At 71.1% G+C, this 14,823-nt stretch carries 15 protein-coding genes and 1 pseudogene; 5 read left to right on the top strand and 11 right to left on the bottom strand.

Translation table 11 applies throughout. The features are described 5' to 3' along the window. Positions 1 to 12: 12 nt before the first annotated feature. The 5 genes and pseudogenes from ACIQZN_RS02370 to ACIQZN_RS02390 form a co-directional block, all read right to left on the bottom strand. Positions 13 to 699: pseudogene (locus ACIQZN_RS02370) on the bottom strand (hypothetical protein); the annotation flags it as partial. A gap of 46 nt (positions 700 to 745) precedes the next feature. After that, on the bottom strand, positions 746 to 1,210 hold the full coding sequence (locus ACIQZN_RS02375) for a hypothetical protein (RefSeq protein ID WP_403987196.1): 465 nt from the start codon (positions 1,208 to 1,210) through the stop codon (positions 746 to 748). Positions 1,211 to 1,284: 74 nt separating this feature from the next. After that, a complete protein-coding gene (locus ACIQZN_RS02380) occupies positions 1,285 to 1,962 on the bottom strand; it encodes a tyrosine-type recombinase/integrase (protein ID WP_403987199.1) in 678 nt (225 codons plus the stop codon). Continuing rightward, complete coding sequence (locus ACIQZN_RS02385; protein ID WP_403987202.1) at positions 1,866 to 2,894, bottom strand: hypothetical protein; 1,029 nt, start codon at positions 2,892 to 2,894, stop codon at positions 1,866 to 1,868. The genes ACIQZN_RS02380 and ACIQZN_RS02385 overlap by 97 nt, the downstream gene beginning before the upstream one ends. 44 nt (positions 2,895 to 2,938) lie before the next feature. Beyond that, on the bottom strand, positions 2,939 to 3,178 hold the full coding sequence (locus ACIQZN_RS02390; RefSeq protein WP_403987205.1) for a hypothetical protein: 240 nt from the start codon (positions 3,176 to 3,178) through the stop codon (positions 2,939 to 2,941). Between the two features lie 630 nt (positions 3,179 to 3,808). Between ACIQZN_RS02390 and ACIQZN_RS02395 the strand changes: the two genes are divergently transcribed. The 3 genes from ACIQZN_RS02395 to cobF are packed head-to-tail and all read left to right on the top strand — an operon-like array spanning position 3,809 to position 6,034. Continuing rightward, entirely contained in the window at positions 3,809 to 4,468 is a 660-nt protein-coding gene (locus ACIQZN_RS02395; RefSeq protein ID WP_403987208.1) for a deoxynucleoside kinase, read from the top strand. Between the two features lie 34 nt (positions 4,469 to 4,502). Continuing rightward, a complete protein-coding gene (locus ACIQZN_RS02400) occupies positions 4,503 to 5,201 on the top strand; it encodes a (2Fe-2S)-binding protein (RefSeq protein WP_403987211.1) in 699 nt (232 codons plus the stop codon). Between the two features lie 41 nt (positions 5,202 to 5,242). Further along, positions 5,243 to 6,034: a precorrin-6A synthase (deacetylating) gene (gene cobF, locus ACIQZN_RS02405; RefSeq protein WP_403987215.1), complete on the top strand. Its 792-nt coding sequence runs from the start codon at positions 5,243 to 5,245 to the stop codon at positions 6,032 to 6,034. 151 nt (positions 6,035 to 6,185) lie between these two features. Here the strand turns inward: cobF and ACIQZN_RS02410 are convergent, their stop codons facing one another. Then, positions 6,186 to 6,878 (bottom strand): TetR/AcrR family transcriptional regulator, encoded by a 693-nt coding sequence (locus tag ACIQZN_RS02410; protein WP_403987218.1) that lies wholly within the window; start codon positions 6,876 to 6,878, stop codon positions 6,186 to 6,188. Between the two features lie 54 nt (positions 6,879 to 6,932). Between ACIQZN_RS02410 and ACIQZN_RS02415 the strand changes: the two genes are divergently transcribed. Next, a complete protein-coding gene (locus ACIQZN_RS02415; RefSeq protein WP_403987221.1) occupies positions 6,933 to 8,051 on the top strand; it encodes an FAD-dependent oxidoreductase in 1,119 nt (372 codons plus the stop codon). 44 nt (positions 8,052 to 8,095) lie between these two features. Here the strand turns inward: ACIQZN_RS02415 and ACIQZN_RS02420 are convergent, their stop codons facing one another. The 4 genes from ACIQZN_RS02420 to ACIQZN_RS02435 all read right to left on the bottom strand — a co-directional run bounded on the left by ACIQZN_RS02420 (position 8,096) and on the right by ACIQZN_RS02435 (position 10,737). Continuing rightward, positions 8,096 to 8,563 carry a hypothetical protein gene (locus tag ACIQZN_RS02420; protein ID WP_403987224.1) on the bottom strand — a complete coding sequence of 156 codons (468 nt, stop codon included), beginning with the start codon at positions 8,561 to 8,563 and terminating at the stop codon, positions 8,096 to 8,098. 34 nt (positions 8,564 to 8,597) lie between these two features. Further along, positions 8,598 to 9,170, bottom strand: a complete 573-nt coding sequence (locus ACIQZN_RS02425; protein ID WP_403987227.1) for a VOC family protein — start codon at positions 9,168 to 9,170, stop codon at positions 8,598 to 8,600. 69 nt (positions 9,171 to 9,239) lie between these two features. Beyond that, entirely contained in the window at positions 9,240 to 10,088 is an 849-nt protein-coding gene (locus ACIQZN_RS02430; RefSeq protein WP_403987230.1) for a fumarylacetoacetate hydrolase family protein, read from the bottom strand. Between the two features lie 157 nt (positions 10,089 to 10,245). Next, a complete protein-coding gene (locus ACIQZN_RS02435) occupies positions 10,246 to 10,737 on the bottom strand; it encodes an Lrp/AsnC family transcriptional regulator (RefSeq protein WP_403987233.1) in 492 nt (163 codons plus the stop codon). Positions 10,738 to 11,013: 276 nt separating this feature from the next. Here ACIQZN_RS02435 and ACIQZN_RS02440 point away from each other — a divergent pair, with 276 nt between their 5' ends. Next, entirely contained in the window at positions 11,014 to 13,341 is a 2,328-nt protein-coding gene (locus tag ACIQZN_RS02440; protein WP_403987236.1) for a transketolase-like TK C-terminal-containing protein, read from the top strand. Positions 13,342 to 13,412: 71 nt separating this feature from the next. On the opposite strand, the gene ACIQZN_RS02445 is transcribed toward ACIQZN_RS02440, so the two are convergent. Further along, entirely contained in the window at positions 13,413 to 14,606 is a 1,194-nt protein-coding gene (locus tag ACIQZN_RS02445) for an amidohydrolase family protein (protein ID WP_403987239.1), read from the bottom strand. Between the last annotated feature and the right edge of the window lie 217 nt (positions 14,607 to 14,823).

Raw genomic sequence — 14,823 nt, forward strand, 5'->3', positions numbered from 1 at the left:
CCTCCTGTCGCGTCAGGCCGCCTCGAACGCCCGCCGGATCAGCGGAGCCGCCTTCTCCAAGTCGGCTGCCGAGACGATGCGGACTTCCAGGTCGCCGGTCCCGAGGTGTCCGATGCCGCGCATGTCCCGGGTGAAGCCCTCCTTCAGCTCGACCGCGTCCGGGTCGAGTCTGAGGTACACCAGGATCGCCTCGCGCTTCGGACGGAAGATCACCGAGGCGACGTTCACCAACCGCCGGTAGGCGATGTAGTGCCGCAGCGGCGCCACCCCCTCCACCTCGCCCCACGCCGTGAGCGTGTCGTCCAGCTCCGCGTACAGATGCCGCAGGCACTCCGGCACCGTTCCCCCACCCGCAGGCGGAGAGACCGCCGAAGCCGTCGGCACCCTGTCCGGCACGGGTGCCCGCTCCCGGCCCCGGCGAGATGAGGCAGCGCCCGGGGAGCCGGAGTCCACGAGCAGCAGCCCCAGCAGGCCACCGTCGAAGATCCGGTAGCGAACCAGGTCGATCCGCTCGGGCAACCTCTGCACCACCACCCGGTCGTGGTGCGAGAGGCCCGCCGCGATGCAGATCATCCGCGGACGACGCCAGTCGACGGACTTGGCGGCCTCCGTACCCAGCACCTTCCGCGCGAGCGCCTCGAACTCGTGGTGCGCCGACTCCAGCCAGGACAGGTAGGAGACCGCCTGGGACATCACCCCTTCTCTGAACTTCACTTCTGCGTATTGAAGTTCAGCCAGATCGTGGTCATGGCAGCAGTTGGCGTGTCTCGATCCAGGGAAGAAGCAGATGGCGCGTCGGCCCGGGTTGCAGGTGGCCGATGAGCCACTCCAGGTGAGCTGTCAGGTTCTTGTGCCGCCGCAGCTCGCGGATCTGTTCGATAGGAAGCTCGCGCCACTTGGTGGCGAGGGTCGCCGCTTCTGATAGCGACATCGCCAGGGCGGCGAGCGTGTCGACGCCCAATGCCTCTGGACTCCAGTCGGAGTTCTCGTCCTCGGGACCCAAGTGTTCGATCACCCACGTCCGCAGCATGAAGTCCTGCTGGAGTTCGCGCGCTGAGCCCTCTGCGCCTTCGCCGAGCATTCGTCGGTTCGCCAGCAGCGACAACTCAGCCCAGTGCCGACGCATTTCGCGGGGCTGGCTTGAGTCGTAGGCGTGTTGCTGGGCAACAACGCGGACCGATTCGAGCTGCGAGCAGTCGTGAGCGTCCACAGTGAGCGCCTGGAGACGTTCGATTGGCCAAGTGCTCAGATCACGCTCTGGTTCCCTCTGATCTGAACCGGTGCTCACTGGCTGTCGCTCCTGGTCGTGGGGATGCCGAGACCGACGACGGCTCGTTGCTGGGAACGCCGGTCGATCTGGGCGAGCTTATCCTCGGCGCCGGCGAGGCTGACCTTGAGTCCTTCGACCTCGCCGAGTCGGCCCTCGCGCTCGGCCTCGGCGATGCGGGCGAGGAGGTTGTCGCGGATCTCGGCGAGTCGGTGGCGCTGGGTGGGGTCGGGCCAGAGCATCGGGCAGCGGACGCAGGCATGCTCGTGGATGCAGGGGGAGCCGAAGGCGCGGCCGCACGCGCCGATGGAGACTTTGCGCCGCTCGAAGTGGCCGAGGAACTCCTGCCATTCATCATCGGTGGGGACGCGGTACTCCTCGCTCGGGCGGAGGGATCGGCGACGGGCGAGGAAGGCCATATGCGCCTGGATCGCTTCTGCCGGGTAGACGGCCTTGTAACCGAGGGTGACGTTGATGTCCTGGTGGCCTGCAATGATCTGGGCGATGTGCGGTGGCAGTCCGTTGAGGATGGCGTCGGTGATGAACAGGCGGCGGAAATCGTGCGGTGTGTAGCGCAGTGGGTCGCCGATGCTATCGGTCAGGCCCGTGGCGATGAGGGCTCGGTCCAGCATGGTGCGGACGGTCTCGTCGGTGAATGCGCGGTCCTCTCCGGAGATGCGTCGTTGAAACAGCAACGGGGCTGGCTCCTGCCACTCGCATTCGCGGCGGTCGTAGGAACGGACCAGGGGATCCCGGAGCTTTCTCGGGCTCGGCAGATGATCGCGCTCAGGACGTCGGCGAGCTCGGGACTGACCAGCAGCATCCGCTCGGTGTCCGTCTTCGATGGGACGATCTGAAGGAGGGGGACGAGTTCACCAGTGGTGGGCAGCCGGTATTGGACCAGGCTGTGGTGGCTGAGTTCGCGTAGTTCCTCGATGCGGATGCCGGTGGCCCGCAGGACCTCGACCGCGGCCCAGGTCCAGAAGGCCCGCTCGTCCTCAAGCCCCAGGTCGCGGCGTTTGCCGGTGTCAGGGTTCTCTGCCCAGATCCGGCCGGCCGTTCCGTGTGGAACCACGGAGCGTACGAGTCGCTGACCGGCAGCGGCGAACACCTCGCCGGGGCTGGTGGGCTGGGCGGCTTGCAGCACCGCGGCAGCGTCCCTGCGGCGCTGGCCGACCGAGCGGACAAGAATCGGCAGCACCGGCAGGCGCTCGCGGGTGCGGGCGTCCATCCTCGCCTTGCGTCGTCGTTGTAGTTTGCGGTGCTCCAACTCGTCAGCCCTCACCGGGCTCGGGCTCGGTGCTACCCACGGGCCCCAGCGGCCGGGCTCTTCAAGGGCCCACTGAGCGATATCGAGGTAGAAGGCCCGCACCTGGGTGAGCGTGTCCCGGTGATTGAGCCGCTCGACCTTCGCGCTCGTGCGCCGGCCGTCGGGACCGATGACGGTCTTGTCCTTGGTGGCAATCCTCTGCTTCCACTGCCCGATGACGTCCGGGGCGAGGCGGAGGCTGTCGGCATCGGGATGATGCTGCTCGATGTTCTGCCAGAAGCGCTTGCCGAGGTGGTAGGAGAGGGACCTCAAGCTGTTGTAGTCCAGCGCGGGCTGGCGTTCCCGCAGATAGTCCACCAGCAGGTCACGGACGGGACGGCAGGTCAGTCCGTAGCGGTCGATCAGCTCCTCCGGCGTCCGCTGTCCCAGGTCTGCGGAGCAGCCTTCTTCGCGGTGTAGATGGCGGTCAGCCGCTCGATGGCCTGGTCCTGGGTGGCAAAGCCAGATTCCTCGGCCTGTTTGCCGGCCGTGTTGCGGTACCTGATCTTGTACTCGTGGGGGCACTTCGACCACCTGCTGCTGCTGTGCTCGCAGTCCTTGAAGAAGGTGCCCATCCCGCGGGCCAGGGTTTTGCTCGCCATCGTTCCGTCTCCGGGGTCGCTTGCTGACAATTTGCTGACCACGGATGGTGCGGCACGCCTCTGAGCTGGGATGAAACGCTGAAGACGTGATATGTGGTGGAACTTCGTGGGCAGGACCCAGGGCGAGATCGCCCGGGCCCGCGAGGACTGGATGGGCGGCGACCGGTTCGGCACGGTCCATGCTGGCGCCGCTGCTGTCCGGGCTCGTCGGCCGTCCGCTGCCCGCCCTGCCCCGTATCCCGCTCGTCGGCGACGTCCGCCCCGCCCCCGGCCGTACCCGCCTGATCCCGGTCGTCTGGGACGGCGCCACCGCGCGACCCGTCGGTGGTCATCGCCCTGCCTTCCTGCACGGAGCGGCCCTCGCCGCCGTGACGCCGGACTGGCGGCCCGGGGAGCCCGCGCTCTTGATCCTCCACAACTGGGACGGAACCGGCGGGGGTGCCCGCATCCGGTTGTCGGTGGCCGCCGATATGATCCCTCCGACCGTCCCGCGAGCAGAGCGCCAGGATCTCCACCGATGCCTGTCACGACATCTCCGAGACTCCGCGGTGGCAGGTCAATGTGGTGTGAGTGCCGCGTCTCGGGCATCGCGCCTTCTGACGTTGCCCGGGAAAGAAGCGAGGTAGGGCAGTGATCTGCGTCGGCGGCATGATCGGGATCGGCAAGACGAGTGTGGCCGAACTGATCGCCAAGGAGCTGGGAAGCAAGGTCTTCTACGAGAGCGTGGAGGACAATCCGATCCTGCCGCTCTTCTACACCGCCGGCCCCGAGGAGATAGCGGCGAAGCGCTACCCCTTCCTCCTCCAGCTCTACTTTCTGCAGACACGGTTCGCCGCGATCAAGGAGGCGTACCTGCAGGACGACAACGTCCTCGACCGGTCGATCTACGAGGACTGGTACTTCGCCAAGGTCAACCACGACCTCGGCAGGATCAGTTCCCTGGAGATGCGGGTGTACGAGGGGCTGCTCACCGAGATGATGCGTGAGATCGACGGCCTGCCGTACCGCAAGGCGCCGGACCTCATGGTGTACCTCCGAGCGGACTTCGGGACCGTGCTGCACCGCATCGGACTGCCGGGACGCGATTTCGAGCAGGACGAGGGTCTCGTGGAGTACTACCGGACGCTGTGGTCCGGATACGACGACTGGGTACGCGAGCACTACTCCGCGAGCGACGTCCTGGTGATCGACATGAACCGGACCGACGTCGTGAACAATCCCGAGGACGCCGAGCGCGTCGTGCGGGAGGTGGTGGACGCCCTGTCCCTCGCGAGGGTCCGGCGTCTCTGATCCGGGTCGGGTCCTGCGGCGAAAGGCGGGTGGCATGGTGGCCGGCGGTCAGGGCGCCGCGGACGACGTACCGAGGGACGAGATCGAAGCGGCGCTGCGCGACGTCGCGCGGCTGGGTGGCTTCTTCGCCCTTGACACGGTCCGGGGGCCCGCGTCCGGAGAAGGGCGTCTCGCACCGGAAAGGTTCGCGGCGTTGGCCGCGACCGTCAACGAACGCCACGGCACCGCCGAAGCCCGCATCGGCGTCTCCGTCGCCCACCTCGGACTCGCGGCACGCCTGTGGTCGCCGGTCCTCGCCTGCGCCCTCCTCCACGGGGTCGTGCCGGCGATGACCACCGTGGAATGGGCCGGCGACGGCTCGGCCCTTCGGCTGGCCGGGCCGCGTGGGCGCCGCGCACCGCTCCCCGGCCCGTCGCTGGCGGACGCGGTGGCCGCGCAGGCCGACGCCATCCTCCAGCGCGTGGAGAGCCACCTGCCCGCCAAGGTGGCGCCGCGGCTGCTCGCGGGGAACTCCGCCTCCGCGCTGGTCGGCTCGGCGGCGCAGCTGCTGAGGTCCCGGCCCGGACTGCGGGGGCCGCTCACCGCGCTGACGCGGGGACTCCTGGAGACGGGACGGCTGCGCGGGACCGGCCGGATCACCGGCCCCCGGCTGACCTTCCGCCGCCGCAGCTGCTGCCTGTACTACCGGTTGCCGGGCGGCTCGACGTGCGGGGACTGCTGCCTGATCCGGTGACCGGTCCGTTCCCGGAGAGCGGGCCCTGCAAGACTGACCGCATGAGCACGGAACAGCGCGCGATCCTCGTCATCGGCATCGGGGCGGGCGACCCCGACCAGCTGACCCTCCAGGCCGTGAAGGCGATCCGGCGCGCCGATGTCTTCTTCATCGTCGGCAAGGGCCCCCACAAGGCGTCCCTCACCGACCTGCGCCACCGGATGATCGAGGACCACGCGCAGGGCCCGTACCGGGTGGTCGAGGTCGAGGACCCCAGCCGCGACCGGCGCCCGATGGGGCGCTCCGATTACACGGCGGCCGTCCAGGACTGGCGCGAGCGGCGCGGCGACGTCTTCGAGAAGGCGATGCGCGAGGAGATGGCGGCCGGTGAGACCGGCGCCTTCCTCGTCTGGGGCGACCCTTCCCTGTACGACAGCACGCTGGGCATCCTCGGCGACATCGAGGACCGCGGTGCGCTCTCCGTGAGCGTCGAGGTGATCCCCGGCATCACGAGCGTCGCCACCCTGACCGCGCGGCACCGCATCCCGCTCAACCAGGTGGGCCGCCCGGTGCACATCACGCCGGCCCGCCGCCTCACCGACGTCGGCCAGAACGACGACGGCGACATCGTCGTCATGCTCGACGCTCACGAGTCGTTCACCCGGATCGCGGGCGACGACGTGTGGATCTACTGGGGCGCCTACCTCGGCACGCCGGACGAACTCCTGGTCGCCGGGCCGGTCCACGAGGTCTCCGACCGCATCCGGCAGCTGCGCGCCGAGGCCCGCGAGCGGCATGGCTGGATCATGGACACGTATCTGCTGCGCTTCACCACGCCGACGGACGACCGGTGAATCAGGGCGCCGGCCGGCGGCCCCTGCTCATCGACCGGAACAGCAGCACCTTCGTGCCTTACCCGGTCCGGGACGACGCCCGGCCCGCTGAGGGATCTCGCTGACGGAACCGGCGTAGCGTCGGCGCGGTCGGCTCTCTCGTTCCGCCTTCCTATGCCGGTGGCGGTGCGACCTTGGTGGCCACCGAGTCGAGGATCCAGTCCAGGCCGGTCTCGAAGGATGTCCCGGTGTCCACGTCCGCGCCGTCGTACACGGCCTTGGCCAGCGCGGGGTAGCGGCCGGTGGCCAGCATTCTCGTCAGATGGGGGCCCGAGGCGCGCTGCCAGTCGTGCTTCGACAGGCCCGTGGCGCGCTCGGCCCGTAGGTTGGCGGTCTCGCGCCTGATCGCCCCGGTGGTGTAGGCGTTGACCGTCTCCACCGCGCGCAGGGCGGTGTCGATGTCGGTGAGACCGGCCAGGGCGGCCAGCGTGGCCTCGCCCACCGCGAGGGCGTTCGGGCCCAGGGCCGGGCGGCCGCCGAGCAGGTCGGCCAGCCACTCGTGCCGGAGAGCCGCGTCCCTGGTGCGCCGGGCGACGGTGCGCAGCGCTTCCCGCCAGTCGCCGGGCGGTTCCGGGGGGAGGATCTCGGCGTACACCTCGTCCACCATGAGGTCGAACAGCTCCTGCTTGGTGGAGATGTATCCGTACAGGCGCATCGGGCCCGCGTTCAGCCTGGCGGCGACCTTGCGCAACGACACCCCGTCCAGCCCGCCCTCGTCGGCGAGCGCGACGGCGGCGGCCACGATCCTCTCCCGGTCGAGTGGCACGGGGCGATTCGGCGGCTCCGGCCGGTCCCACACGCTCATGGTTCTCACCGTTCTGCTGCGATGCATCGTAGGGAGGCAATACACTGTATCGCCATGAGACATCGTATCGCTGTGGTCGGGAGCGGCCCGGCCGGACTCACCTTCGCCCGTGTCCTGCATCGCCACGGCTGCCACGCCACCGTGCTCGAACGCGATTCCGCCCCCGACGCCCGCCCCCCGGGCGGCACGCTGGATCTGCACGAAGGGCTGGGCCAGCGTGCGCTGGACAAGGCCGGGCTGCTGGCCGAATTCCGGACGCTGTCCCGCCCCGAGGGGCAGGCCATGCGCATCCTGGACACGGACGGGACCGTTCTGCGCGACTGGCAGCCCGGTCCGGACGAACAGGCCCATCCCGAGATCGACCGCAGGCAACTCCGTGACCTGCTCCTCGGCCCGCTCGGCGTGGAGTGGGGGCGCGCCGTGACGCGCGTGGAGCCGGGCACCCCGGACGGTGCGGTGGTCCATTTCGCGGACGGGCGGCAGGAGGCATTCGATCTCGTGATCGGCGCGGACGGCGCCTGGTCCCGGACCCGTCCGGCGGTCTCGCCGGCGACGCCGCGCTACACCGGCGTCACTGCGGTCGAGACCGCCCTCGACGACATCGACACCCGCCACCCCGGCCTCGCCCGGTTGATCGGTGACGGCTCCATGGCTGTGTACGGCGTGAACCGGGCGCTGGTCGCCCAGCGCAACAGCGGCGGCCACGTCAAGGTGCACGCCCAGTTCCGCGCGCCGCTGGACTGGCACGCGGAAGTGGACCTGGACGACGTCGAGGCCGTGCGGGCGAGCCTGCTGGCGCTCTTCGACGGCTGGGCCGCCCCCGTCCTCGAACTCCTCCGCCACGGCACCGCCTTCGTCCACCGCCCCCTTCACGTCCTGCCCGTGTCCCACACCTGGACCCACGTCCCGGGGGTGACGCTGCTGGGCGACGCCGCCCACCTGATGCCGCCCTTGGGGGCGGGTGCGAACCTCGCGATGCTGGAAGGCGCCGAACTCGCCGAATCCATCGCTGCGGGCCCCGACGACCTGGACGAGGCCGTCCGCGCCTTCGAGGAACAGATGTGGGCGCGGGCCGGCAAGTGGGCGAAGATCACGGCGGACGGTCTGGAGCGGCTCGTGAGTCCGGACCCCGCCGAAGCCCTCGCGGTCTTCGACGAGGTCCAGCCGGCCTGACGGCGTGGCCGCCGGTACCGGCCGCCACGCCGTCGGGCGCCGGATCAGGCCGGGAGCGGGTGCGCGGCGCCGGCCGCGAGGCGTTCGTAGGCGCTGCGCACCGCCGGCACCAGGCGGGCGGCGGCCTCGGGGTCGGCGCGCTCCGTCCGCAGGCGCAGGATGTCGCCGCTGCGGCGGTCCGCGGGGACCTGTTCGTCGCGGGCGGTGATCAGCGCGTGGAAGTGCGGATGGTTCTCGCCGAAGACCATCACGTACGTCGCGGGCGCACCGGTCGCCTCGGTGACCGCCGCGACGAGGTCGCGCGCACGGCGGCCGAACGACGCCAGCTCGGCGTCGTCGAGCCCGGTGATGCGCTCGGCGTGCCGCCGGGTCCGCAGGACGAACCAGCCGGGCACGTCGTAGCCGGGCACCAACTCCCCGGACCACAGGGGGTCCTGGAAGACGACGGCGGTTTCCTCGCTCTGTTCCAGGCCGCACATGAAGCAGTCGGCGTGGAGGCTGGACGGGTTCAATGGTTCCCCTCGACCGTGGATACGGGCATCGTGCTCAGGCGGTCCCCGTGAGGACCAGCATCGGGTCGGGCATGGGGCTCCGGAGGGCCCAGGACCGGTGGATCAGTTCGTCCACCGCCGCTCCGGAACGGCGCGCCGCCAGCATGGCCTCCGGGTCGAAGGCGGGGCCGACGGCGTCGGCGCCGTACTCCGGTCCCTCCATGTAACCGGTGGCCTCGTCCGGGTCGGCGAAGACGTCGATCTGCATCTCGACGAAACCGCCGTCGGGGTCCTGGTAATACATGGAGGTGGTGACCCCGTGGGCGATGCACACCGCCGGCACCACCCCCTTGTCGCGCAGCAGTTCATAGCGGGCGAGCAGGGAGTCGAGGTGGTCGAAGGTGTAAGCGACATGGTGCGCCGAGGCCGTCGTGGGCTTCTTGCGCTCCAGCGGAACCGGGGGAGTCAGCAGCGCGACGCGGTGGTGCTCCTCGTCGTAGGTGATGAAGCACAGACTGTCGTTCTGGAACACCACGTGTCCGTCGAGAACGGCGCAGTACCAGTCCCGCATCCCGCTGGGGTTGCTGGTCTGGAACACGACGTGGGCGAATTTCGGTGTGGCGGTCATCCGAGCCTCCTCGATCGAACTTGCGGGGTGTGCACGTGCGGTCTCGCGGGAACGTGGTCGCCGGGGGCCTCAGCTCTGCGCGACGAAGCGCTGGCGGAGCTCGCCGATGCCCTCGATGGTGCTGACCAGCTCGTCTCCCGGAGCGAGCCAGCGCTGCGGTTCACGGCCCAGGCCGACGCCGGCCGGGGTGCCGGTGAAGACGATGTCGCCGGGCAGCAGGGGGATCACCGAGGACAGCCGGGAGACCAGCTCCGGTACGGAGAAGATCAGGTCGCTGGTGCGGCTCTTCTGGACCTCCTCGCCGTTCACGGTGCAGCGCAGACCCAGGTCGTCCGGGTTGTCGAGCGCGTCGGGCGTGACCACGTACGGCCCGATGGGGGCGAAGCCCGGGAAGGACTTGCCCAGGCTGAACTGCGGTGCCGGGCCATCGAGTTGTGTGATGCGCTCCGAGATGTCCTGGCCCACGGTCAGCCCGGCCACGTGGTCCCAGGCCGACTCCGCGGAGACGCGGTGGGCGCGGGCGCCGATGACGACGACGAGTTCGATCTCCCAGTCGGTGTGGCCGCCCGGCGGAAGGGTGACCTCGGTGACGGGGCCGGTGATGCTGCTGGCGAACTTGGTGAAGACCGGCGGCATGGTCTCGGGGAGGGCGAAGCCCGACTCGGCCGCGTGATCACGGTAGTTGAGGCCGGCGGCGACGATCTGCCGCGGTGCCGGCACGGGCGCGCCCAGGAGAGAGGGCTCGAAGGGGCTTCCCTCGGGCAAGTCGGCCTGCGCCGCCCACCGGCGGAACTCCTCCCACTGCTCGTAGACGGCCTGGGGGTCCGCGGCGAAGCGGCCGCCACTCGCCTCCTCGACGTCGACGGCGAGACCGTCCACGACGAGGACCAGACGGCCGGAAAGGTTGGCGATGCGCACGGAGTTGCTCCTGTGTTCCTGGGGGTGTTCCGGGGGTTTTCCGGGGGGTGGGGGCGACGCCCGGCCCTCCGGCGGGCCGGCATCGGCGGCTGAGGCGCTGGTCACACAGTAGGTCGCTATATGTGATAACAGCAAGGGTGTGAGGCCGCATTCTTCTTCACGGAGCGACTCGGCGGGCGACGGTCCGGCGCAGCAGCGGGGCGAGCCGGTAGGGGACCAGTTGGCGCATCACGAGCGACGTGGTGGTGCGTTCCACCCCCGGTATGCCGAGGATCTGGCCGGCCACCCGGTACAGGTCCTCGGCGTCCGTCGCCGCCACATGGACCAGCAGGTCGGTGTCACCGGTGAGCCCGTGCACCTGGAGGACTTCGGGGATCGCCGCGAGCGCGTGCGCGACCTCGTCCAGCCTGCGCTGGGCGACCTGGGTGGTGACGAACGCGGTGAGCGGATAGCCGAGGGCCGCCGGCTCGATGCGCCGCTCGAAGGACGCCACGGCGCCGTCGCGGTCCAGGGCGGCCAGGCGCGCCTGGACGGTGTTGCGGCTCAGCCCGCTCGCCTCGGCGAGCGCCACCGCGGTGGCCCGGGGATGAGCGGCGAGGGCCAGCAGCAGGCGGGCGTCGGTGGGGTCGATCCGCTCGGAACTGGGCACGATGCACACCTTCTTGGGTTCGGGGGACGGGCGATTGGGCATTCTGCGTGATTTTCCCGGCGGTTCTTGTGCGTCGTCCCGGCCCGGTGGTCTGCTCCTCGCAACGATCCCGCCCCTGGCAGCACGCCGCCGACCGTGACCCGGTCGGGAGCCGGCCGATGTGCGCCGGGGCACACCCGGTGCGCTCCGCAGGCGCCCGTGGTACGTCCCACGTCACGGCCACCGCACGTCCGCGCGCACTCCGGCCGTGCCCAGCGCGAGGAGACCGTTTCCGCCATGACCACCGCACCAACCGCCCCCCGGCGGACCTCGGACGCGACCCCCGACGTGCTGCACAGGATCGAGGGCCGCGTGCTGTGGCTGTCCAGCGCGATCGTGCACCACGCCAACCGGGTGCGCCCCAACCCGTCCGGACTCAAGGTGGGCGGGCACCAGGCGTCCTGCGCCTCGATGGTGTCGATCATGACGACCCTCTGGTTCCGCCATCTGCGCCCCGAGGACCGCGTCTCCGTCAAACCGCACGCCTCGCCGGTGCTGCACGCCATCAACCACCTGCTCGGCGACCTGGACGCGTCCTACCTGCCCACGCTGCGCGCCTTCGGCGGCCTCCAGAGCTACCCGAGCCGCTCCAAGGACCCCGACACCGTCGACTACTCCACCGGCTCGGTGGGCATCGGCGCCACGGCGACGATCTGGGGAGCCCTGGCCCGCCGTTACGCGGACCGGAGCACCGGCGAGGGCTTCAAGGGCCGCCAGTACGCGCTGGTCGGCGACGCCGAGCTGGACGAGGGCGCGGTGTGGGAGGCGGTGCTCGACCCGCAGGTCACCGACCTCGGCGAGCTGGTCTGGATCGTCGACCTCAACCGGCAGTCCCTCGACCGCGTGGTGCCGAACATGGCGGCCGGCCGACTGCACGGCATGTTCGCCGCGGCCGGCTGGCAGGTCCTCACCCTCAAGTACGGCAACCTGCTTGAGCGGCTGTTCGAGCGCCCGGGCGGCACCGTGCTCCGGGCCCGCATCGACGGGATGGCCAACCCCGAGTACCAGCGGCTGCTGCGCTGCTCGGCCGGGCAACTGCGCGAGCGGCTGCCCGGCACCGGCGCCGAGGCCCCGGCGATCGCCGCCCTGCTCGCGGAGACCGACGACGCCACCCTCATGGAGGCGGTCCGCAACCTCGGCGGCCACGACCTGTCCGCCCTGGACGCCGCGCTGGCCGAGGTGGACGACCACCGGCCCACGGTCATCTTCGCGTACACCGTGAAAGGCCACGGCCTGCCCACCCAGGGGCACCCGCAGAACCACTCCTCCCTGCTGACGGAGGACCAGATGCGCCGGCTCGCCGCCGAAGTGGGCGCCGACCCCGACCACCCGTGGCAGGGCTTCCCCGCGGACTCGGCGGCCGCCCGCCTGTGCGCCGAGACCGGGGCGCGGCTGCGCCGGGACCCCATCCGGGAGACGGCGCCCCCGGCGATGCCCACCGACACGGGCCGGACCCCGACGGGCGTCGCGACCACCCAGGCGGCCCTCGGCCGTACGCTGCTCGACCTGACCCGCACCGCCCCCGAGGCGGCCCGCCGCGTGGTCACCGTCAGCCCCGACGTCAGCTCCTCGACCAATCTGGGCGGCTGGGTCAACAAGGTCGGCGTCTGGTCGCCCACCGAGCGCGTCGACTGGTTCGCCGACGACGCGGAGACCATCCTGCACTGGCGGGAACGGCCGACCGGCCAGCACATCGAACTGGGCATCGCCGAGACCAACCTGGTCGGACTCCTCGGTGAGCTGGGCGCCACCTGGAGCCGCTGGGGCGAACCGCTGCTGCCCATCGGGGTGATGTACGACCCCTTCGTCAACCGCGCCCTGGAGCCTTGGTCCTACGGCATCTACGCGGGCGGCCAGTCGATCCTGGTCGGAACCCCTTCCGGTGTCACCCTGGCGCCCGAGGGCGGGGCCCATCAGTCCATCACCACGCCCTCCCTCGGCATCGAACAGCCCGGCTGCACGACCTGGGAGCCCGCCTTCGCCCTCGACACCGAGTGGACGCTGCTGGCGGCGCTGTCCCGCCTCGGCCGGCCCGACGGGAGCTCCGCCTATCTGCGGCTGTCCACCCGGCCGGTCGACCAGACCCTCGCCCGGGTCCCGGCCGACCCGGCGGCCCGGGAACGCCGCCGCCGCCAGGTCGTGGCCGGCGCGTATCCGCTGCGCAGGCACAGCGGGGCGACGGTGACCATCGCGGCCATGGGGGCCATGGTGCCCGAGGCCCTGGCCGCCGCCGACCGGTTGCGGGGCCTCGGCGTCCCGGCCGACGTGGTGTGCGTGGTCAGCCCGGGCCTGCTCTACCGGGCCATGGACGCCCGCGCGGGCAACGGTGAGGCGCCCGACTGGATCCTGGACCAGGTCTTCCCCGCCGAGCGGGCCACGCCCCTGGTCACCGTGCTGGACGGCCACCCGCACACGCTGGCGTTCCTGTCCGCCCTCCACGGTGTGCCCGCGCGCAGGCTGGGCGTCACCCGCTTCGGGCAGTCCGGCTCCCTGGAGGAGGTCTACCGCCACCACGGCATCGACGCCGACGGCATCGTCGCCGCGGCCCTGGACCTGACGGAGTGACCCACCGGTGAACGGCCGTGCGGGGGCGACGCGTTGCCGCCCCCCTCGGCCCGGCCGGCCGAAGCCGGGGATCACGTGGCGGTGGGGGCGTACTCGACACCGCCGATCCATACGCGCCGCACGGCGCGCGTCGCGGTGATGTCGGTCAGCGGGTCCCCGTCGACCAGGACGAGGTCGGCGCGGTTCCCGACCCGGATGGTGCCGCGGTCCCACAGGCCGAACGCCTGCGCGGGGAGCTTCGTCGCCGCCCGCAGCGCCTCGCGGTTGGTGAGACCCGCGTGGACCAGCAGCTCCAACTCGTGGTGCAGGGCGGCGCCGTACGGCGGGTGCACCGGAATGCCCGGCGTGAGGTTCGCGTCCGTGCCCGCGAGGATCCGCGCCCCCGCCCGGCGCAGCGCGGCGACGCTGCCCTCGGCGGCCGCGTAGTCCATGCCGGGTATGCCGAGATTCCCGAAGCCCTCCATCATCGTCAGGGTGGGCACCGCGACGGTGCCCGTCGAGACGTACCGGGCCGCGACCGCGGCCGACAGCGCGCTGTCCATGGGCACGTGATGGATCATGTCGACCTTCGCGTCAAGTGCGCGTACCACCGTGGCCGTTGAGGTCGCGTGCGCCATGACGAGCCGGCCGGCGGAGTGTGCGGCCGAGGTCACGGCCTTGATGGTCTCCGGCGAGAGCCCCGGCTCGTCGATGATGATCTTGATGTAGTCCGAACCCTCGGCGATCCGGCTGCGCACGAAGGGGGCGGCCTGCTCGGGGCCGGTCAGGACCGCGTCCGCCGGGAAGGTGGGGATCTGGCTCTGCGGGCTCCCGGGCGCGACCGCGGGCGTGCCCGCGCTGCGTATGTCGGTCAGGCCGGGCAGGCCGCGCAGCGAGTCGACCAGCGACGGCGGGAAGGAGGCCATGTCCAGGCCGGTGGTCACCCCGGCACCGGCCAGCGCGCGCAGCGTGTCGACATCCCGCAGATGGATGTGCGCGTCGGTCAGTCCGGGGAGCAGCACCGCGCCCCCGCAGTCGATCCGGCGTGCGCCGAGCGCGGTGATGCCGATGCGTCCGTTGTCGATGACCACGGTGCGGGGCGAGGTCACCTGGTCGCCGTCGAAGACCCGGACATTCGTCAGGGCGATCCGTTCGCCGAGGAAGCCGGTGCGTTCCGGTGCGTGGGCGGAGGCGGGGCCGGCCAGGGCCGGCACTCCCGCGACGGCGATGCCGGCCGCCGCTGCCGTCTTGAAGAAGTCACGTCGGTTCGTGTCGCTGACACACATCGTTGTGCCTTTCTGCCGGGCGGGTCGGAAGGAACGTCGTGCGTGACCCGGATGACGCGGAGTGCCGGCCGTGGCCGGCAGTCGACGCGACGGGTCCGAAAAGGCGGCGGCCCGGGCCCTACGGGCATGTGCGGGCGGCCTGAACGGTGGCGGCCGGTGAGGCCGCTCACGGGAGAGCGGTTCGACCGTAGCCGCTATATGTGATAACAGCAACCCT

It is taken from the genome of Streptomyces sp. NPDC097595, from assembly GCF_044761525.1.
Taxonomy (GTDB): domain Bacteria; phylum Actinomycetota; class Actinomycetes; order Streptomycetales; family Streptomycetaceae; genus Streptomyces; species Streptomyces drozdowiczii_A.